At 64.5% G+C, this 19,636-nt stretch carries 18 protein-coding genes; 9 read left to right on the top strand and 9 right to left on the bottom strand.

Features of this window, described 5'->3' with window-relative positions:
- Positions 1-9: 9 nt before the first annotated feature.
- From atpA to LB552_RS17340, 5 genes are all read right to left on the bottom strand, one after another.
- Complete coding sequence (gene atpA / locus LB552_RS17360; protein WP_224608654.1) at positions 10-1,539, bottom strand: F0F1 ATP synthase subunit alpha; 1,530 nt, start codon at positions 1,537-1,539, stop codon at positions 10-12.
- Positions 1,539-2,099 (bottom strand): F0F1 ATP synthase subunit delta, encoded by a 561-nt coding sequence (locus LB552_RS17355; protein WP_095769731.1) that lies wholly within the window; start codon positions 2,097-2,099, stop codon positions 1,539-1,541. Before LB552_RS17355 ends, atpA begins: the two co-directional genes overlap by 1 nt.
- A 235-nt stretch (positions 2,100-2,334) precedes the next feature.
- Entirely contained in the window at positions 2,335-2,730 is a 396-nt protein-coding gene (locus LB552_RS17350) for a DUF4345 family protein (protein ID WP_224608650.1), read from the bottom strand.
- Positions 2,731-2,825: 95 nt separating this feature from the next.
- A complete protein-coding gene (locus LB552_RS17345) occupies positions 2,826-3,521 on the bottom strand; it encodes an aspartate/glutamate racemase family protein (RefSeq protein WP_224608647.1) in 696 nt (231 codons plus the stop codon).
- A gap of 33 nt (positions 3,522-3,554) precedes the next feature.
- Entirely contained in the window at positions 3,555-5,738 is a 2,184-nt protein-coding gene (locus tag LB552_RS17340; protein WP_224608644.1) for a primosomal protein N', read from the bottom strand.
- Positions 5,739-5,828: 90 nt separating this feature from the next.
- Between LB552_RS17340 and fsa the strand changes: the two genes are divergently transcribed.
- Positions 5,829-6,485: a fructose-6-phosphate aldolase gene (gene fsa / locus LB552_RS17335; protein ID WP_095769735.1), complete on the top strand. Its 657-nt coding sequence runs from the start codon at positions 5,829-5,831 to the stop codon at positions 6,483-6,485.
- Positions 6,486-6,872: 387 nt separating this feature from the next.
- Here the strand turns inward: fsa and lptE are convergent, their stop codons facing one another.
- Together lptE and leuS are read right to left on the bottom strand one after the other, a co-directional pair.
- Complete coding sequence (gene lptE / locus LB552_RS17330; RefSeq protein WP_224608641.1) at positions 6,873-7,454, bottom strand: LPS assembly lipoprotein LptE; 582 nt, start codon at positions 7,452-7,454, stop codon at positions 6,873-6,875.
- Positions 7,441-10,068 carry a leucine--tRNA ligase gene (gene leuS / locus LB552_RS17325; protein ID WP_224608638.1) on the bottom strand — a complete coding sequence of 876 codons (2,628 nt, stop codon included), beginning with the start codon at positions 10,066-10,068 and terminating at the stop codon, positions 7,441-7,443. The genes lptE and leuS overlap by 14 nt, the downstream gene beginning before the upstream one ends.
- 288 nt (positions 10,069-10,356) lie before the next feature.
- On the opposite strand from leuS, the gene LB552_RS17320 reads away from it, so the two are divergent.
- The 4 genes from LB552_RS17320 to LB552_RS17305 all read left to right on the top strand — a co-directional run bounded on the left by LB552_RS17320 (position 10,357) and on the right by LB552_RS17305 (position 12,940).
- On the top strand, positions 10,357-11,019 hold the full coding sequence (locus tag LB552_RS17320) for a YggS family pyridoxal phosphate-dependent enzyme (protein ID WP_224608635.1): 663 nt from the start codon (positions 10,357-10,359) through the stop codon (positions 11,017-11,019).
- A gap of 86 nt (positions 11,020-11,105) precedes the next feature.
- A complete protein-coding gene (locus LB552_RS17315) occupies positions 11,106-11,360 on the top strand; it encodes a type II toxin-antitoxin system Phd/YefM family antitoxin (protein WP_224608633.1) in 255 nt (84 codons plus the stop codon).
- A complete protein-coding gene (locus LB552_RS17310) occupies positions 11,360-11,761 on the top strand; it encodes a type II toxin-antitoxin system VapC family toxin (RefSeq protein WP_224608630.1) in 402 nt (133 codons plus the stop codon). Before LB552_RS17315 ends, LB552_RS17310 begins: the two co-directional genes overlap by 1 nt.
- A 129-nt stretch (positions 11,762-11,890) precedes the next feature.
- Positions 11,891-12,940 (top strand): aldo/keto reductase, encoded by a 1,050-nt coding sequence (locus LB552_RS17305; protein WP_224547336.1) that lies wholly within the window; start codon positions 11,891-11,893, stop codon positions 12,938-12,940.
- Between the two features lie 58 nt (positions 12,941-12,998).
- Here LB552_RS17305 and LB552_RS17300 read toward each other — a convergent pair whose 3' ends face one another.
- On the bottom strand, positions 12,999-13,904 hold the full coding sequence (locus tag LB552_RS17300) for a LysR family transcriptional regulator (RefSeq protein WP_224608627.1): 906 nt from the start codon (positions 13,902-13,904) through the stop codon (positions 12,999-13,001).
- Positions 13,905-14,024: 120 nt separating this feature from the next.
- Here LB552_RS17300 and LB552_RS17295 point away from each other — a divergent pair, with 120 nt between their 5' ends.
- Together LB552_RS17295 and LB552_RS17290 are read left to right on the top strand one after the other, a co-directional pair.
- A complete protein-coding gene (locus LB552_RS17295; RefSeq protein ID WP_224608624.1) occupies positions 14,025-15,212 on the top strand; it encodes an MFS transporter in 1,188 nt (395 codons plus the stop codon).
- Positions 15,213-15,250: 38 nt separating this feature from the next.
- A complete protein-coding gene (locus tag LB552_RS17290; protein ID WP_224608621.1) occupies positions 15,251-16,285 on the top strand; it encodes an aldo/keto reductase in 1,035 nt (344 codons plus the stop codon).
- A gap of 58 nt (positions 16,286-16,343) precedes the next feature.
- Here the strand turns inward: LB552_RS17290 and LB552_RS17285 are convergent, their stop codons facing one another.
- Positions 16,344-16,616 (bottom strand): usg protein, encoded by a 273-nt coding sequence (locus LB552_RS17285; protein WP_095769745.1) that lies wholly within the window; start codon positions 16,614-16,616, stop codon positions 16,344-16,346.
- A gap of 302 nt (positions 16,617-16,918) precedes the next feature.
- On the opposite strand from LB552_RS17285, the gene acs reads away from it, so the two are divergent.
- Together acs and LB552_RS17275 are read left to right on the top strand one after the other, a co-directional pair.
- The gene (gene acs, locus LB552_RS17280) at positions 16,919-18,874 is read left to right on the top strand and encodes an acetate--CoA ligase (RefSeq protein ID WP_224608618.1); all 1,956 of its coding nucleotides are present in this window, start codon (positions 16,919-16,921) and stop codon (positions 18,872-18,874) included.
- Positions 18,874-19,626, top strand: coding sequence for an MOSC domain-containing protein (locus tag LB552_RS17275; protein WP_411966202.1), 753 nt, complete (start codon positions 18,874-18,876; stop codon positions 19,624-19,626). The genes acs and LB552_RS17275 overlap by 1 nt, the downstream gene beginning before the upstream one ends.
- The last annotated feature ends 10 nt before the right edge of the window (positions 19,627-19,636 follow it).

The following is a 19,636-nucleotide window of genomic DNA, read 5'->3' as shown; positions in this document are numbered from 1 at the left end:
CAGCTTCGTTCAAGCGAAGGTCTTGGCGAAGGCGTCGATCTCTGCCTTGAGCTTGGCGCGCAAATCGTCCGACAGCGCCTTCTCCTTGCGGATGCCGTCAAGCACGTCCTTGCCGGTCGAGCGCATGTGGCTGAGCAGCCCATGCTCGAATTTGCCGACCTGGTTCAACGCCAGCTTGTCGAGATAGCCGTTGACGCCGGCGAAGATCACCGCGACCTGCTCCTCGACCTTGAGCGGCGAGAATTGCGGCTGCTTGAGCAGCTCCGTCAGGCGCGAACCGCGATTGAGCAGACGCTGCGTTGCCGCGTCGAGGTCGGAGCCGAACTGCGCGAAGGCAGCCATTTCGCGATACTGCGCGAGCTCGCCCTTGATCGAGCCGGCGACCTGCTTCATCGCCTTGATCTGCGCCGAAGAGCCGACACGCGACACAGACAGGCCGACGTTCACTGCAGGGCGGATGCCCTGGAAGAACAGGTTGGTTTCGAGGAAGATCTGGCCGTCGGTGATCGAGATCACGTTGGTCGGAATGTAGGCGGACACGTCGTTGGCCTGCGTCTCGATGATCGGCAGCGCGGTCAGTGACCCGTTGCCGTTGTCGTCATTGAGCTTTGCGGCACGCTCGAGCAGGCGCGAGTGCAGGTAGAAGACGTCGCCCGGATAAGCTTCGCGGCCCGGCGGGCGGCGCAGCAGGAGCGACATCTGGCGGTAGGCGACGGCCTGCTTCGACAGATCGTCATAGCTGATCAGCGCATGCATGCCGTTGTCGCGGAAATATTCGCCCATGGTGCAGGCGGTGAACGGCGCCAGGAACTGCATCGGCGCCGGATCGGACGCGGTGGCGGCGACGATGATCGAATATTCGAGCGCGCCGCGCTCTTCCAGCACCTTGACGAACTGCGCGACGGTCGAGCGCTTCTGGCCGACGGCGACGTAGACGCAGTAGAGCTTTTCCTTCTCGGGGCCGTTGTCGTGCACCGACTTCTGGTTCAGCATCGTGTCGAGGATGATGGCGGTCTTGCCGGTCTGGCGATCGCCGATGACCAGCTCGCGCTGGCCGCGGCCGACCGGGATCAGCGCATCGATGGCCTTGAGGCCGGTCGACATCGGCTCATGCACCGACTTGCGCGGGATGATGCCGGGCGCCTTGACGTCGACACGCTTGCGTTCGGTCGCCTTGATCGGGCCCTTGCCGTCGATCGGATTGCCCAGCGCGTCGACGACGCGGCCGAGCAGGCCCATGCCGACAGGCGCGTCGACGATGGCGCCCGTGCGCTTGACGGTGTCGCCTTCCTTGATGTCGCGGTCGGCACCGAAGATGACGACGCCGACATTGTCGGCTTCGAGGTTCAGCGCCATGCCGCGGATGCCGCCCGGGAATTCGACCATCTCGCCGGCCTGGACGTTATCGAGGCCGTAGACGCGGGCGATGCCGTCACCGACGGACAGAACCTGGCCGACTTCGGAGACCTCGGCCTCCCTGCCGAAATTCTTGATCTGGTCTTTCAGAATTGCGGAAATTTCCGCGGCGCGGATGTCCATCAGCCGACCTCTTTCAGTGCAAGCTTGAGCGAATTGAGTTTGGTTTTGAGCGACGTATCGATCTGGCGCGAGCCCATCTTGACGATCAGGCCGCCGAGCAGTGACGGATCGACGGTCATGGCAATGGCTACGTCCTTGCCGGCGATGCCCTTCAGCGTCGCCTGGAGTTCAGCCTGCTGCGCCGCCGTCAGCGCATGCGCCGAGGTGACCTCGGCCGATGCCTCGCCGCGATGGTCGGCTGCGATCTGGCGAAATGCCTTGATCATGCCGGGTACCGCGAACAGGCGGCGGTTCTTGGCGACGACGCGCAGGAAATTGCCCACCAGGCCGGTGATCTGGGCCTTGTCGGCGATGGCGGCGATGGCCCTTGCCTGGTCCTCGCCGGAAAACACCGGGCTGTTGATCAGCCGCGCGAGATCGTCGCTGCTGTTGAGCATTGCCTCGAAGCTGGCCAGGTCGGCCTCGACCTTGGCGACTGAATTGTCCTGCAGCGCAAGCTCGAACAGCGAGCCTGCATAGCGTTCGGCGACAGCTGAGATTGGCGATGACGATTGGGCCACGGACCGTCTTTTCTCTTGTCTGACAGGCCGCAGATTGTTGGCGCGAGCGAGAACTCTGGCTAAATCTTTGACCTTACTGCATTTTTCCAAGCACGGAGGCGCGGCTTCCGCTATCCCCGGTCGAAAGTCGATTGCCGTCTAGCACAGGCTTTTTAAGACCGCAATGCATCGTCCGGCATGGTTTTCAGGCACTTTTGTCGCATCAGGCGGCTGGCGCCGATCCCAAGCGCCGGATTCACGGTACAAAGCCGAAGGCAAAGGCCAGCGGCAGCGCCGCCAGCGCCAATTCAACCACGATCGACACCCAGTTGAAAGGGGTGTTGGCGCCGTCCGACATCATCGACAGAAGCCGGCCGAAGGCGGTGAACAGCCAAGAGAAGCCCAGCGCCATGTAAAGCAGCGGCTGCGCCAGAAGAATGCAGCACAGGCTGACGCCGAGATAAAAGCCCGACATGCGGCCGCGTCCCTCGGCGATCGCCGCCGCTTTCTCGGGCCTCGGCTGCAGGCGCAGCGCGCGAAACGCAAGCCCGGGCGCCACGAACAGGAATAGGCCGAGCGCCAAGGTCACGACGGCGCTCGACCAAGCCAGCCACTCACCCTGGCTGGCGGGCCACGGAAACGCGAAGTCCATAAAATCCCCTCTTATTTCTTGTTCTGAAACAGGGGCATTCTAGCCGGGGAATGAAGGCGCGCCAGAGGACGGCGGGCACATTTAGGTACTGCGCATCAGGCGAGCGCGAAATCGACCGCGGCCGCCGCATGGATGCGCGTGGTGTCGAAGACCGGAACGTCGAAATCGCCCTGGCCGATCAGCATGGTGATCTCGGTGCATCCCATGATGACGCCGTCCACCCGGTCGGTGCGCCGCATCCGGCCGATCTCGTCGAGATAGGCGGATTTCGATTCGGTCCTGACGATGCCCTGGCAGAGCTCGTCATAGATCACCCGATGCACCATGTCGCGGCCGCCCTGGTCGGGCACGATCGGCTGCAGCCCGTATTTCTCCGCGAGCCGTCCCTTGTAGAAATCCTGTTCCATGGTGAAGCGTGTCGCCAGCAGCGCCGGCCGCTTCACTCTGGCATCGAGGACAGCCTGCGCCGTGGCGTCGGCGATATGGATGAGCGGGATCGATATGGCCGCCTGCACCGTGTCGGCGAGCTTGTGCATGGTGTTGGTACAGATCACCAAGCCCTCGGCCCCGCCCGCCTCCAGCTTGCGCGCGGCTTCCACCAGAAGAGCGCCGGCGCCTTCCCAGTCGCCGGCATGCTGGCGTTCGGCGATCTCGGCGAAATCGAACGACCACAGCAACAGCTTGGCCGAATGCAGCCCGCCCAGCTGCTCGCGCACGATCTCGTTGAGCAGGCGGTAATAGATCGCCGTCGATTCCCAACTCATGCCGCCGATCAGGCCGAGGGTTTTCACAAACGAACACTCCGTTGGGACTGTCTCTCCCGGTTATAAGAAGCTCTGCGGGTCGATGTCGACCTGCACCCTGACCGAGCCGCGCAGCTTCGGTCCTTCCGCCAGCATGGCCCGAATAAAACCCTGCATGTCCGCGCGCCGTTCGCCTTGCACCAGCAGCCGGAAGCGGTGCCGCCCGCCGATCAGCGACAATGGCGCCTCTGCCGGACCGAGCACGAAGAGATCGGTAGCCTGCGGCGCCGCGCGCCTTAACCCTCGCGCATGGCTTTCCGCCTCGCCGCGTGTCGCGGCGCTGACGATGATGCCGGCGAGCCGGCCGAAGGGCGGCAGCGCCGCCCGCTCGCGCTCGGCGATCTCGCGCTCGTAAAACGCTTCCGAATCGCCCGAGACGATCGCGCGCATCACCGGATGATCCGGCTGGTAGGTCTGCAAGAGGCCGAGGCTCTTCTTGCCGGTGCGGCCGGCGCGGCCCGTCACCTGGCTGAGCAACTGGAAGGTGCGCTCGGCGGCGCGCGGATCGCCATTGGCCAATCCCAGATCCGCATCGACCACGCCGACCAGCGTCATGCCGGGAAAATTATGACCCTTGGCGACCAGCTGCGTGCCGATGACGATATCGGCCTCGCCATTGGCGACGGCCTCGAGCTCGAGCCTGAGCCGGCGCACGCCGCCCAGAAGATCGGACGACAGCACGATGGTGCGGGCATCGGGGAAATGCCCGACCACTTCCTCCGCGATGCGCTCGACGCCTGGGCCGCATGCCACCAGATGGTCGAGCGTGCCGCATTCCGGGCAGGCTTCCGGCCGCCGCTCGTTATGGCCGCAATGATGGCAGACGAGCTGGCCGCGAAACCGGTGCTCGACCAGCCAGGCCGAGCAGACCGGGCAGCCGAATCGATGGCCGCAGACGCGGCAGAGCGTCAGCGGCGCATAGCCGCGCCGGTTGAGGAAAAGCAGCGACTGCTCTTGTCTCTCCAGAGTGCGCTGCATCTGCTCCAGGAGGACAGGCGACAGGAAGCCGCCTCGCGCCGGCGGGGAACGCCGCATGTCGATCGACTTCAGGTCGGGGAGCGCCGCCTCGGCAAAACGGGCCGACAGCACGGCCCGGTCGTAGCGGCCCTGGCTGGCATTGACCCGGCTTTCCACCGAGGGCGTCGCCGAGGCGAGCACGACCGGGAAGCCGCCGATATGGCCGCGCACCACCGCCATGTCGCGCGCATTGTAGAAGACGCGATCTTCCTGCTTGTAGGCGGGGTCGTGCTCCTCGTCGACGACGATCAGGCCGAGTTCCTTGAACGGCAGGAACAGCGCCGAACGCGCGCCGGCGACGACGCGCACGCCGCCCTCCGCGATCTGGCGCCAGACGCGTTCGCGCATCCGCGGCGGCAGGTCGGAATGCCACTCCGCCGGCTTGGCGCCGAACCGGTCCTGGAAACGTTCCAGGAAGGCATGCGTCAGCGCGATTTCCGGCAACAGGATCAGCACCTGTCTGCCCTTGTCGAGCGCAGCTGCCACCGCTTCGAAATAGACTTCCGTCTTACCGGAGCCGGTGACGCCGTCGAGCAGCGTGACGTTGAAAGCGTCGGCGGCGACCGCGGCGCGCAGCTTGTCCGCCGCCGCTTTCTGGTCAGGCATCAATTCCGGCATGGCATGGCCGGGATCGGGCGCCGCCACCACCGGACGCGGCGGGATCATCACCGTCTCGAATACGCCCTGTGCCCGCAACCCGTCGATGACCGTCGAGGACACGCCCGCGGCATGCGCCAGCCCAGAGCGCGTCCAGGCAAGGCCGCCTTCGGCCGCCTCCAACACGCGCCGCCGCGCGTCGGTCAACCGGTCCGGTTCGGCCAGCGTGCGCTGCAGCCCTTCGATCCACGGCTCCGGGTCGAAAGCCTCGGGAGCTCTGAGCAGCATGCGCGCCACCATGCCGGGGGCAGAGAGCGTGTATTGCGCGATCCAGTCGACGAAGCGGCGCATCGCCCTGTCGATCGGCGGGCAGTCGAACACCTCCTCGATCGGCCGCAATTTCTTCGTATCGACGGTTTCGACGGCGCCGTCCCAGACGATGCCCGCGACCTGGCGCGGCCCGAGCGGCACGCGCACGATCGAGCCCGGCATCACGCGCATGCCGGGCGGCACGGCATAGGTATAGGGCCGTTCGGCGGGCATTGGCACCAGCACGGGCGCGGCTGCGACAAAGGGCGAATCTTCGATCATCGGGCGTGACCTTGCCCCGACTTTGCTCTAGATCAAAGGGGACCCTCGCATGTGCCTGGCGGGCGCCAGGCGATCCCCAAGGAGACAGCCATGAAGTTTTTTGTCGACACCGCTGACATCAAGGAAATTAAGGAGCTGCACGATCTGGGGCTGCTGGACGGCGTCACCACCAACCCGTCGCTGATCCTGAAATCGGGCGGCAAGATTTCCGAAGTCACCAAGCAGATCTGCGACATCGTCGAAGGGCCGGTCTCGGCCGAGGTGGTGGCCACCGAATACAAGGACATGATGGCCGAGGCCGAGGTGTTGGCCAAGATCGCGCCGAACGTGGCCATCAAGGTGCCGCTGACGCTGGACGGCCTGAAGGCCTGCAAGACCATCCGCACCGAGATGAACCGCATGGTCAACGTGACGCTCTGCTTCTCGGCCAACCAGGCGTTGCTGGCCGCCAAGGCCGGCGCCTCCTTCATCTCGCCCTTCGTCGGCCGCATCGACGATACCGGCTCGGACGGCATGGAGCTGATCTCGGAAATCCGCACCATCTACGACAATTACGATTTCAAGACCGAGATCCTGACTGCTTCGGTGCGCACGGTGAACCACGTCAAGCAGGCCGCGCTCATCGGCGCCGATATCGTCACCGCGCCGCCGGCGACGCTGAAGGCGCTGGTCAATCATCCGCTGACCGATAAGGGCCTCGCCGCCTTCCTCGCCGACTGGGCCAAAACCGGCCAGAAGATCGGCTGAGGCCGGAGCAATTCCAGGAAAAGTGTGTAACGATTTTCCGTCCGGGAATTGCGCAAGGCAAAAGCAACTGAGTAGCAAAGAAGGCCGGGCAACCGGCCTTTTTTCTGGCAAAGTGCCTATGCCTTGCCAGGTCACCTGCCTTGGCGATTGGCCGGAACGCCCATCGCGATCGTCATCCACGGGCGGAGCAAGGAGCGAAGCGACGCGCGCAGACCCGAGGATCCATTCCGTGACATACGAGCGTCGCAACGGTGCAGAATTCTGCTCCGCCGCACCTTCAGGCCGAGGTAACGGAATGGATCCTAGGATCTACGCGACGCCGCTTCGCGGCTGCTCCGCCCTAGGATGACGAAGTTCGGAAGGCTTCAGCCAATCTCCGGCGAGGAACTAGGCCTTTTTGCCGTGCCTGGCCAAATCCTGAGCAATGGAAAGCCGCAGCAGATCGGCAAGCTCGCGCGCGGCGCGGTTCTCGGCGTCGATCTGTGCCCGGTAGGCCGCGAATTCCTGGCGCGGCCGGTCGAAGGACGAGGGGATCGAGCGCTTGCCGACGGCAATCACCGTGTTGGTCGCGGTGTCCCTGAGCACGTAGTTGGCGGTCAGCGTGACCGTGCCCGCCGTCGGCTCGTCTTCCTGGGTCTGCACCTGCACGATGGCCGCCGATTCGACGAGCTCGGTGACGCCGAGATCGAGCGTGTAGGCCGGCGCGGCCGGCTCGCCCGAGCCCTGCCCGAAGGCGAAGATCAGATTGTTGCGCACCTGCTGCGCGTAGCGGGTGTTGACCGGCTTGATCGAGATCGATGCGAGCTCGGCGGATGCGCTGAGCTGCGATCCGGGCGACAGCGGCTGGCTGGAATAGAGCGGCCGCACGGTGCAGGCCGAAACCAGCGCAAGCGCGGCGACCATGCCGCAGACCGCCAGGCGGCCGCGCAGGCGGACCGGTTGTGACTTCACCGGATCAGGCAACGACATTGACGATCCTCTGCGGGACGATGATCACCTTGCGCGGAGCCTTACCTTCCAGTGCTTTTTGCACGAAGTCGAGAGCCAGCACCGCTTTTTCGACGGCACCTTGATCCGCGTCGCGGGCAATTGTCAAATCCCCGCGCTTCTTGCCGTTGACCTGCACCGGCAGCACGATCTCGTTGTCGACGACAAGGGCCGGGTCGTAGACCGGCCAGGGCCGCTCGGCGACCATTTCGGCGCCGCCCAGCTCCTGCCAGCATTCCTCCGCCAGATGCGGCATGACCGGCGCGATGATGTGCACCAGGATTTCCACCGCCTCGCGGCAAGCGCCCTTCAGCGCGTCGTCGGCCTTGCCTTCGGCAACGTCGGCCAGCGGCGCGGCCAGCACATTGGCGAGCTCATAGATGCGGGCGATCGCACGGTTGAAGCCGAGCTTCTCTATGTCCTCGCCGACCGCCTTCAGGATCTTGTGGGCGGCCTTGGAAACGGCTCCCGCATCGCCTTCCTTCGCCGCCGTCGGCTTCACGCCGGGCAGCTGCTCGGCCGCGATCTGCACCAGGCGCCAGATGCGCTGCACGAAGCGGTGCGCGCCGGCCGCGCCCTCGTCGGTCCATTCGACGTCGCGCTCCGGCGGCGAGTCCGACAGCATGAACCAGCGTGCCGTGTCGGCGCCGTAGCCGTCGGTGATCTCTTCCGGGCTCACCGTGTTCTTCTTCGACTTCGACATTTTCTCCAGCGCGCCGATCGTCGCCTCCTCGCCGGTGGCGATCTCGATGGCGCGGCGCTTGCCGTCGACGTCCTCGAGCCTGACCTCGCTCGGCGACAGCCAGCGCCCATTGTTGGACGGGCCGCCGACGCGGTAGGTCTCGTGCACCACCATGCCCTGCGTGAACAGCCCCTTGAACGGCTCGGCCAGATTGAGATGACCGGTCTCGCGCATGGCGCGGGTGAAGAAGCGCGAATAGAGCAGGTGCAGGATCGCGTGCTCGATACCGCCGATATACTGGTCGACCGCCAGCCATTCGTCGGCCGCTTTCGGCTCGGTCGGCTCGTTTGCCCACGGCGCGGTGAAGCGCGCGAAATACCAGGACGAATCGACGAAGGTGTCCATCGTGTCGGTCTCGCGCCGCGCATCGCGGCCGCATTGCGGGCATTTCACATGCCGCCAGGTCGGATGACGGTCGAGCGGGTTGCCCGGGCGGTCGAACTCGATGTCGTCGGGCAGCTTGACCGGCAGGTCGGCCTTCGGCACCGGCACGACGCCGCAGGCCTCGCAATGGATCATCGGGATCGGGCAGCCCCAATAGCGCTGGCGCGAAATGCCCCAGTCGCGCAGGCGGAAATTCACCTTGCGCTCCGCCATCGGCCGGCCGCCAATGCTTTTCTGCTCCAGGAGCTTCGCCACTTCATCGAACGCCCTCTCGGGCTTCATGCCGTCAAGGAAGCGCGAATTGATCATCACGCCTTCGCCGTCATAGGCCTCCTCGATGATCTGGAAGCTCCCCTGGTTTTCGCCTTCCGGCATCACCACCGGAATCACCGGCAGGCCGTATTTGTTCGCGAAGTCGAGGTCGCGCTGGTCGCCCGACGGGCAGCCGAAAATAGCGCCGGTGCCGTATTCCATCAGCACGAAATTGGCGACATAGACCGGCAGCGTCCAATTCTCGTCGAACGGGTGGACGACGCGGATGCCGGTGTCGAAGCCCTTCTTTTCGGCCGTCTCCAGCGCCGCCACCGAGGTGCCCATGTGGCGGACCTCGTCGATGAACTTCGCCAGCTCGACATTGCTCTCGGCGGCTTTTCTCGCCAGCGGATGGTCGGCGGCGACCGCCATGAAGGAGGCGCCGAAGATGGTGTCCGGCCTTGTCGTGTAGACTTCCAGCTCATGCATATCGCCGACGGGCTTTGCCAGCGGCCAGCGGATCAGCAGCCCTTCCGAGCGGCCGATCCAGTTGTGCTGCATCAGCTTGACCTTTTCCGGCCACTCTTCGAGTCCGTTGAGCGAGTCCAGCAGGTCCTGCGCGAAGTCGGTGATCTTGAAGAACCACTGCGTCAGTTCGCGCTGCTCGACCAGCGCGCCCGAGCGCCAGCCGCGGCCGTCGATGACCTGCTCGTTGGCGAGCACCGTCATGTCCTCCGGGTCCCAGTTGACCTTGGAGGATTTGCGCGTCACCAAGCCCTTCTCGACGAAGTCGAGGAACAGCATCTGCTGGCGGTGGTAATAGTCGACGTCGCAGGTCGCGAACTCGCGCGCCCAGTCGAGCGACAGGCCCATCATCTTGAGCTGCTCGCGCATGACCGCGATGTTTTCGTAGGTCCAGTCCTTGGGGTGGACCTTATTCTGCATGGCGGCGTTTTCGGCCGGCATGCCGAACGCGTCCCAGCCCATCGGATGCAGCACGTTGAAACCCTTGGCGCGTTTGTAGCGCGCCACCACGTCGCCCATCGTGTAGTTGCGGGTGTGGCCGATATGGATCTTGCCCGACGGATAGGGGAACATCTCGAGCACGTAGTATTTCGGCTTCGGGTCGTCGTTGCGGGCCTCGAACAGCTTCTTTTCGGCCCAGGCCTTCTGCCATTTGGGCTCTGACGTGCGCGGATTGTATCGTTCGGTTGCCATCGGATGTTTTTCACTTAAAAGCAGGTGCGCGGTGCTGGATTAAGGCGTGTCGATATTCAGGTCAGGCCGAGCCGAAAATGGCGGGTTCCGAGAACCGGAGCGAAGCGTACTTAAGTACGTGAGCACCGGAAGCGCAGGAAACCGGCATTTGCAGGCCGGCATCACCTGAATATCGACACGCCTGGGCCGGCAGCCGAGACAATGTCGTCGCGGTGTTCACCATGGATTGCCGGACCCGTCAACTGCGGCGAGCCGGCCGACCATGAAAACTATAGGCAGGATAGTGGCATGACGAACGCCGTAGAGCAGCTTCACGCGGTCAGGGCGAAGATCGCGAACGCCGAGCGCGAGGCGAAGCGCGCGCCAGGCGCCGTCACGCTTGTGGCGGTGTCGAAGACCTTCGCGGCCGAGGACATCCGCCCCGTCATCGAGGCAGGCCAGCGCGTGTTCGGCGAGAACCGCGTGCAGGAAGCGCAAGGCAAATGGCCGGCGCTGAAGGCGGCATTCGCTGATATCGAGCTGCACCTGATTGGCCCGCTGCAATCCAACAAGGCCAAGGAAGCGGTGGCGCTTTTCGATATCATCGAGACGGTCGACCGTGAGAAGATCGCCGCCGAGCTTTCAAAAGAAATGGCCCGGCAGGGCCGGGCGCCGAAACTCTATGTCCAGGTCAACACCGGCTCCGAGCCGCAAAAGGCCGGCATCGAGCCGCGCGAGGCGGTCGCTTTCGTCAAACGCTGCCGCGACATGCACGGTCTCGCCATCCAAGGCCTGATGTGCATCCCGCCGGCCGATGAAAACCCCGGCCCGCATTTCGCGCTGCTGGAAAAGCTCGCCCGCGAGGCCGGTGTCGCGAAGCTCTCGATGGGCATGTCCGGCGATTACGAGACCGCCATCGCCTTCGGCGCGACCAGCGTCAGGGTCGGGTCGGCAATCTTCGGCAACCGGTGACGCCGTCACCCGCTATCTTTCCGTGGGGTTGATTGATGATCCGCTGCCGCCACGCTATATCTAGCCAAGCTAGCTAGGAGCTGCGGATGAACTGGCATCTTCAGGACGCGAAGTACAATTTTTCAAAAGTGGTCCAGCGCGCGCGAACCGAGGGGCCGCAGACAGTGACGCTTCGCGGCGAACGGGCTGCGGTCGTGCTGTCCGCCGAGGACTACGACCGCTTGGCCGGGAAGAAGAAATCGCTCGCTGAATATCTTCTGACCGGCCCCGGCTGGGACGATGAGTTTCATAAGGAAATCACCCGCCGCTCGGATACGATGATCCGGGACGTCGACCTCTGATGTATCTGCTCGATACGAACGTTGTTTCAGACGTGCAAAGGCGGCTGCCGAAACCAACCGCCTGGCTGGCTTCGGTTGATCCGACCTCGATCAGTCTCAGTGTGATCACCATTGGTGAGATCGAACGTGGGATCGTCAAGCAGCGCAAGACCGACCCCGACAGGGCAGCGCGGCTTGAAGTCTGGCTGCGGGAACTGCGCCGAGACAATGCGGACCGCATCCTGGCGATCACGGAAGAGGTCGCCCTCGCGTGGGGCCGCATCACGGCCGGACGTACGCGAGGGAACGCCGACACCCTCATTGCGGCAACCGCCCTCGTGCACGACCTGATCCTGGTCACTCGAAACGTGGCCGACTTCGAAGGCATGGGCGTGACGGTCGTCAATCCTTGGGAAGTCTGACGTTTCAAGATCCGCTGATTGGCAACTTCACATCAAGTTGACCACCGCGCTTGCGCCAGAACTTGAAACGAAACGGACCGTTCCTATTTTGCTTGGTGCACATTCACTCCTTTCTCGGGGAATCTCACCATGCGTTATAATCAGCTCGGCAACACCGGCCTGTTCGTTTCCGAACTCTGCCTCGGCACCATGACATTCGGCGCCGCCGGCGAGAATGCCCAATGGGGCCTGATCGCCAGTCTCGACCAGAAGGGCGTCAACGAGATCGTCGGCCGCTCGATCGCCGCCGGCGTCAATTTCTTCGACACGGCGGATGTCTATTCCTTCGGCCAGTCCGAGCAGTTGCTGGGACAGTCGCTCAAGGACCTCGGCGTGAAACGTTCGGATGTTATCATCGCCACCAAAGTGCATGGCGCCATGGGCAACGGGCCGAACGAGCGCGGCTCCTCGCGCGGCCACATCATGGATTCGGTCGACGGCAGCCTTAAGCGGCTGCAGCTCGACCATATCGATCTATACCAGCTGCACGGCACCGACACGGTCACGCCGATCGACGAGACGCTGCGCGCGCTCGACGATCTCGTCGCCAGCGGCAAGGTCCGTTACGTCGGCGTCTCCAACTGGCAGGCCTGGCGCATCGCCAAGGCGCTGGGCATCGCGGAGCGCAAAGGTTATGCCCGCTTCGAGACTATCCAATCCTACTACTCGATCGCCGGCCGCGATCTCGAGCGTGAGATCGTGCCGCTGATCAACGAGGAAAAGCTCGGCCTGATGGTCTGGTCGCCGATGGCCGGCGGCCTGCTTTCCGGCAAATACGGCCCCGGAGCACCCGGCAATGGCGAGGGCCGGCGCGCTTCCTTCAATTTCCCGCCGGTCAATGAGGACCGCGCCTGGGCGGCGGTTGCGGTCATGCGCGAGGTCGCCAGAAAGCACGATGTCAGCGTCGCCACGGTGGCGTTGGGCTATGTGCTGGCCAAGCCTTTTGTGATGAGCGTCCTCATCGGCGCCAGTCGCATGGACCAGCTCGAGCAGAACCTCGCCGCGACCGGCTTGAAGCTCGACGCCGACGACCTCGCCAGGCTCGACGAGGTGAGCGCGTTGCCTGCCGAGTATCCCGGCTGGATGCTGGAGCGGCAAGGCGCCGGCCGGCGTCCCGCGCCGTTCGTGCCGAAGGCGTAATTCCGCTCGGGCAGACAGGTCGGAGCCGCGTGCCATTGGCGCGCGGCTCTTTCCTCATTCAGAGACGAACGTTTTCCGCGAGAAAATCGAGGAACGCTCGGACGCGGGCCGGCAGATGCTTGCCCTGGCCGACATAGACGGCATGCGTCGGCTCCTCGTCGCCTGGATTGAACTCCTCAAGCAACGGCACGAGCAGCCCGGCGGCGATGTCGGGTTCGACATGCCAGCGCGCCAGCCGCGCTATGCCGGCTCCTGCCAGCGTCGTTCGCCGCATCGCTTCGCCGTCGGTCAGCGACATGTTTCCGACAATCGGCATGATGATCGATTTGCCTGTCGCATCGACAAACGGCCAGCCCTCTATGTGCCTGGCGAAGCCGAAGGCCAGCATGTTGTGGCGAGCGAGGTCGGACAATGCGCGTGGCCTGCCGCGCGCTGCAAGATACGCAGGCGACGCGACCAGGACCATCCGGCTCTGGCCGAGCTTGCGCGCAACCAGGCGTGACTCGCGCAGCGGCCCGGCGCGGATGGCGACATCGGCGCGCTCCTCCAGAAGATCGATGACACTGTCGGTCAGCACGGCTTCGACGAAAATCTCGGGATATTTTTCCAGGAAGCGCGGCAAGAGCGGCATCAGCCGGTGCTGGCCGAACGGCACATAGGAGTTGACCCTCAGCCTGCCGCGCGGCGCCGCGCCCGCCGCCGCTTCGCGCTCGGCCGCGTCGAGATCGGCGAGGATGCGCAGGCCGCTGCCATGGAAGGCAGCCCCTTCCGGCGTCAACTGCAGCTTGCGCGTCGAGCGGCTGATCAGCCGCGCGCCAAGCCGCGCCTCCAGCCGCGCGATCAGCTTGCTCACTGCCGACGGCGTCATACGCAGCGCCCGCGCCGCGGCCGAGAAGCTGCCCGCCTCGACGACGCGGACGAACACTTCGATCTCGCCGGAGCGGTTGATGTCCGGTCTCGCCATTCGTGAATCTATTTCACAGAAAATATGCCCGATGCAAGGCTGGTTCACAACCTGGCGCATCACGATCTTCCGGTCCGGTCGCGGGACTTACGCGTCCTTCAGCACAAACGGACGATCGCCATGCCTCTTGCTCTTTATGCCCTCACCGCTGGCGCCTTCGGCATCGGCGTCACCGAATTCGTCATCATGGGCCTGCTGCTCGATGTCAGCGCCGATCTCGGCGTCTCGATCTCGGCCGCGGGCCTGCTCATCTCCGGCTATGCGCTGGGCGTCGTCGTCGGCGCGCCGCTGCTTGGCGCCTTAACCGGACGCCTGCCGCGCAAGACCTTGTTGCTTGCCCTGATGGTGGTCTTCACCGTCGGCAACCTCGCCTGTGCGCTGGCGCCCGACTACTGGACGCTGATGGCAGCGCGTGTGCTGACCGCCTTCGCCCATGCCTCCTTCTTCGGTGTCGGCTCCGTCGTGGCCACCAGCCTTGTCGCGCCCGACCGGAAGGCCTCGGCCATCGCGCTGATGTTCACCGGCCTTACCGTCGCCAATATCCTCGGCGTGCCCTTCGGCACCTGGCTCGGCCAAGCCTATGGCTGGCGTTCGAGCTTCCTGGCCGTCACGCTTGTCGGCGTCATTGCCTTTGCCGTGATCGCGCTGCTGGTGCCGCGCGACCAGCCCGCAACCATGGAAGAAGAGGAGACCTCCGAAGGCACGCTCGCCGTGCTCGGCCGCCGGCCGGTGCTGCTCGGCCTGTTGACCACGGTGCTGAGCTGGGTCGGCGTCTTTGCGGCCTTCACCTATCTGGCGCCCATCCTCACCCGCGTCACCGGCTTTTCCGAGGCAGCCGTGTCGCCGATCCTGCTGGTTTTCGGCGGTGGCCTGGTGGCGGGCAATCTGCTTGGCGGTCGCCTTGCCGACCGCCATCTGGTGCCGACGGTTATCGGCACGCTGGTCGCACTTTCGGCGATGCTGTTCGTCATGGCCGCGGCGATCCACCAGCCGGTGGCAGCGATTGTCGCCGTCGGTCTGCTCGGTGCCGCCGCCTTCGCCACCGTCGCGCCGCTGCAGATGTGGGTGCTGGAGAAGGCCGAGGGCGCCGGCCAGGGCCTGGCCTCCTCCTTCAACATCGCCGCCTTCAATCTCGGCAACGCCATCGGCGCCTGGCTTGGCGGCTTCGTCATCGACCACGGCCCCGGCCTCGGCGCCGTCCCCCTTGTCGCCGGCCTGGTGCCGCTCGCCGCGCTCGGCGTCGTGTTCATGGCGCTGCGTCTCGAACGCGGCCGGGCGATCGGCAGGCCGGTCACCGCGCAGTGCTGAGCGCTGACTCCCTTCGACATCCAATCAGGAGAAAAAACATGGACTATCGACCTCTCGGCGCCTCCGGCCTGAAAGTGCCCGCCCTTTCCTTCGGCGCCGGAACTTTTGGTGGCTCCGGCCCGCTGTTCGGCCATTGGGGCAACAGCGACGCGAAGGAAGCGCGCCGCCTGGTCGACATCTGCCTGGAAGCGGGCGTCAACCTCTTCGACACGGCCGATGTCTATTCGAACGGAGCTTCGGAGGAGGTGCTGGGCGAGGCGATCAAGGGCCGCCGCGACGCGGTCCTGACCTCGACCAAGACCGCGCTGCCGATGGGCGATGGCCCGGCCGACTGGGGCTCGTCCCGCTCGCGCCTGATTCGCTCCGTCGACGCGGCGCTGAAGCGCCTCGGCACCGATTATATCGACTTGCTTCAGCTCCACGCCTTCGACGCCTCGACGCCGATCGAGGAGGTGCTGTCGACGCTGGATCACCTCGTGCGCTCCGGCAAGCTGCGCTATGTCGGCGTCTCCAATTTCTCCGGCTGGCAGGTGATGAAATCGCTCGGCCTGGCGGAAAAGCACGGCTATCCGCGCTATGTCGCGCATCAGGTTTATTATTCGCTGGTCGGGCGCGACTATGAATGGGAGCTGATGCCGCTCGGCCTCGACCAGGGCGTCGGCGCCTTGGTATGGAGCCCGCTCGGTTGGGGCCGGCTCACCGGCAAGATCCGCCGCAGCCAGCCTTTGCCGGAAAGGAGCCGGCTGCACGGCACCGCCGATTTCGGCCCGCCAGTCGACAACGAGCATCTTTTCAAGGTGATCGATGCGCTGGAAGCGGTCGCCGCCGAGACCGGCAAGACCGTGCCGCAAATCGCCCTCAACTGGCTCCTGCAGCGGCCGACCGTGTCATCGGTGATCATCGGCGCGCGCAACGAGGAGCAGCTGCGCCAGAATCTCGGCGCCGTCGGCTGGGCGTTGACGGCGGAGCAGATCGCGGCGCTCGATGAAGCAAGCGCGGTGACGGCGCCTTACCCGTACTTCCCCTATCGCCGCCAGGAAGGCTTCGCCCGGTTGAACCCGCCGGCGGTGTGAAGCTAGCGCTGAAACTGCCAATCTCCCCCTTGCGGGGGAGATCAGCTGTACCGCCGCCTCAGTGCACCCGAAACTCCCCATCCACCTTCCGCCACTCGTTCGGCGCGATCAGCTTCTGATGCGTGTAGGTGACCGAATGCAGCGGGCCGTCGAGCTTGGTCTTCCAGAACTCGATGAAGCGGATCAGCACCGGGAATTCCGGAGCTAGGTCATAGTCCTGCCAGACATAGCTTTGCAGCAGGTGCGGGTGATCGGGGTAATGATAAAGGATCTTAGCCGTAGTCAGCCCGTATCCCCTGAGCATCAGATCCATTTCGGAATTGTCGCGCATTGCGTTTCCTTGGTTGATTCTCCTTCCTCCCAACGCTGAATTGAGCCCACGGTTGCTTAACTGTCTATGGATTTCTTCGAGACTCTGCAAAATTTTTGTCGTTAAAACAGGCGGTTAGCAGCCGCGAAGCGAGAGTGCTAATGGCTGGCCCAATTGCCCCTGCGTCATCCCGCCACGCGAATCCAACGTCTAATGTTGCCGTCACCGCGGAACTGTTAATAATGCCCGCGAATTCGCGGCCGCTTCGCTGCGATGGCGCCGGCGGCGCAAGCCGGTGGATGGTTTGGGAGGAAAGCAAAGAAATGTCCGATGTGCATGTCCACCGCGTTCAGCCGGCGTGGAAGAAGAACGCGTTGATCGACAACGACACCTATCTCAAATGGTATGCCGACAGCGTGAAAAATCCGGATAAGTTCTGGGGCAAGCACGGCAAGCGCATCGATTGGTTCAAGCCTTTTACCAAGGTCAAGAACACCTCCTTCGACGGCAAGGTCTCGATCAAGTGGTTCGAGGACGGCCAGACCAACGTTTCCTACAATTGCATCGACCGGCATTTGAAGAAGCGCGGTGACCAGACCGCCATCATCTGGGAAGGCGACAACCCCTATGACGACCGCAAGGTCACCTATAACGAGCTCTACGCGCATGTCTGCCGCTTCGCCAACGTGCTGAAGAAGCATGGCGTCAAGAAGGGCGACCGCGTCACCATCTACATGCCGATGATTCCGGAAGCGGCCTATGCCATGCTCGCCTGCACGCGTATCGGCGCGATCCATTCGGTCGTGTTCGGCGGCTTCTCGCCCGATGCGCTGGCCGGCCGTATCGACGACTGTAAATCGACCATCGTGATCACCGCTGACGAGGGCCTGCGCGGCGGCAAGCCGATCCCGCTCAAGGACAACACCGACAAGGCGATCGACATCGCCGCCAAGGCCGGCACCAAGGTCGAAAAGGTCGTGGTGGTGCGCCGCACTGGCGGCAAGACCGGCTGGGTGCCGGGACGCGACGTCTGGTACCATGAAGAGGCGCAGACCGTTAAGGCCGACTGCAAGCCGGAAAAGATGAAGGCGGAAGACCCGCTTTTCATCCTCTACACCTCCGGCTCGACTGGCAAGCCGAAGGGCGTGCTGCACACCACCGCCGGCTATCTCGTCTATGTCTCGATGACGCACCAATATGTCTTCGACTACCATGACGGAGACATCTACTGGTGCACGGCCGATGTCGGCTGGGTCACCGGCCACAGCTACATCGTCTACGGGCCTTTGGCCAATGGCGCCACGACGCTGATGTTCGAGGGCGTGCCGAACTATCCCTCGCAGTCGCGCTTTTGGGAGGTGATCGACAAGCACCAGGTCAGCATCTTTTACACCGCGCCGACGGCGCTGCGCGCGCTGATGGGCGCCGGCGACAGCCATGTGAAGAAGACCTCGCGCAAGTCGCTGCGCGTGCTGGGTTCGGTCGGCGAGCCGATCAATCCGGAAGCCTGGGAGTGGTATTACAACGTCGTCGGCAACGCCAAGGTACCGATCGTCGACACCTGGTGGCAGACCGAGACCGGCGGCATCATGATCACGCCGCTGCCCGGCGCCACCGACCTCAAGGCCGGCTCCGCCACGCGGCCCTTCTTCGGCGTCCAGCCGCAGCTGGTCGACGGCGAAGGCAAGGTGCTGGACGGCGCTACCGACGGCAATCTCTGCATCGCCGATTCATGGCCGGGCCAGATGCGCACCGTCTATGGCGACCACGACCGTTTCGTGCAGACCTATTTCTCGACCTACAAGGGCAAATACTTCACTGGCGACGGCTGCCGGCGCGACGCCGACGGCTATTACTGGATCACCGGCCGGGTCGACGACGTCATCAACGTTTCCGGCCACCGCATGGGCACGGCCGAGGTGGAATCGGCGCTGGTCAGCCATGACAAGGTGTCGGAAGCCGCCGTCGTCGGCTACCCGCACGACATCAAGGGCCAGGGCATCTACTGCTATGTCACGCTGATGGCCGGCACCCAATCGAGCGAGGAATTGCGCAAGGAGCTGGCCGCGCATGTCCGCAAGGAGATCGGCGCCATCGCCACACCCGACAAGATCCAGTTCGCGCCGGGCCTGCCGAAGACCCGTTCGGGCAAGATCATGCGGCGCATCCTGCGCAAGATCGCCGAGGACGATTTCGGCGCGCTCGGCGACACCTCGACGCTGGCCGATCCGGCCGTGGTCGACGATCTCGTCGCCAACCGGCAGAACAAGAAGGGCTGATGGCAGGCGAGTCAATCCTCGGCACCGTCAGCCAGCTCTGGCGCTATCCGGCGAGTTCGCTCGCCGGCGAGCGGCGCGATGCCATCTCCGTCGGGCTGAAGACTGTCGATGGCGACCGGCTGTTCGGACTGGTCGACGCCTCCGGCGAGATCGCCAGGCCCGACCGCGAAGCCAGATGGCACAAGGTGCCGCTGATCCGCACCCGGCTGAGCGAGGACCCGATGAACAAGGAATGGCGGCTCGAAGTGGCGTTGCCCGGCGGCGAATGGCTGCCGGCGCCGGATCCTGAAAGCGACCGCACGGTATCGGCCTTTCTCGGCTTCGAGGCCTCGATCCGGCCGTTCGGCGCGCAGAACGCGACGCCCGGCTACGCTGGCCCGCTGACGGAGGCCCGCTATGCCAAGGCACCGATCCATCTGCTCACCACCGCCTCCCTGGCCAGGCTGAAGACGCTGCATCCCGAGGGAACGCCCGATCCGCGCCGCTTCCGCCCCAACATCGTTGTCGAGATGGACCCGGTCGAAGGCGCCTTTCCGGAGACGCAATGGATCGGCAGGAAGCTCGCGGTCGGCGATCTGCTGCTCACCGTCTCCGAACCCTGCCGCCGCTGCGGCTTCACCATCATCGCCCAGGACGGTTTCGACACCGATCCCGGCATCCTGCGCAATTTGGTACGCCACAATGCCCATAATCTCGGCGTCTACTGCACGGTCGACCGGCACGGATCGAGCTCGGCGCGCCGATGCGCTTGATGGACTGAGG

Source organism: Mesorhizobium sp. CA7 (assembly GCF_020165015.1).
Classification (GTDB): domain Bacteria; phylum Pseudomonadota; class Alphaproteobacteria; order Rhizobiales; family Rhizobiaceae; genus Mesorhizobium.
This window is presented reverse-complemented; position numbering and strand designations above follow the sequence as displayed.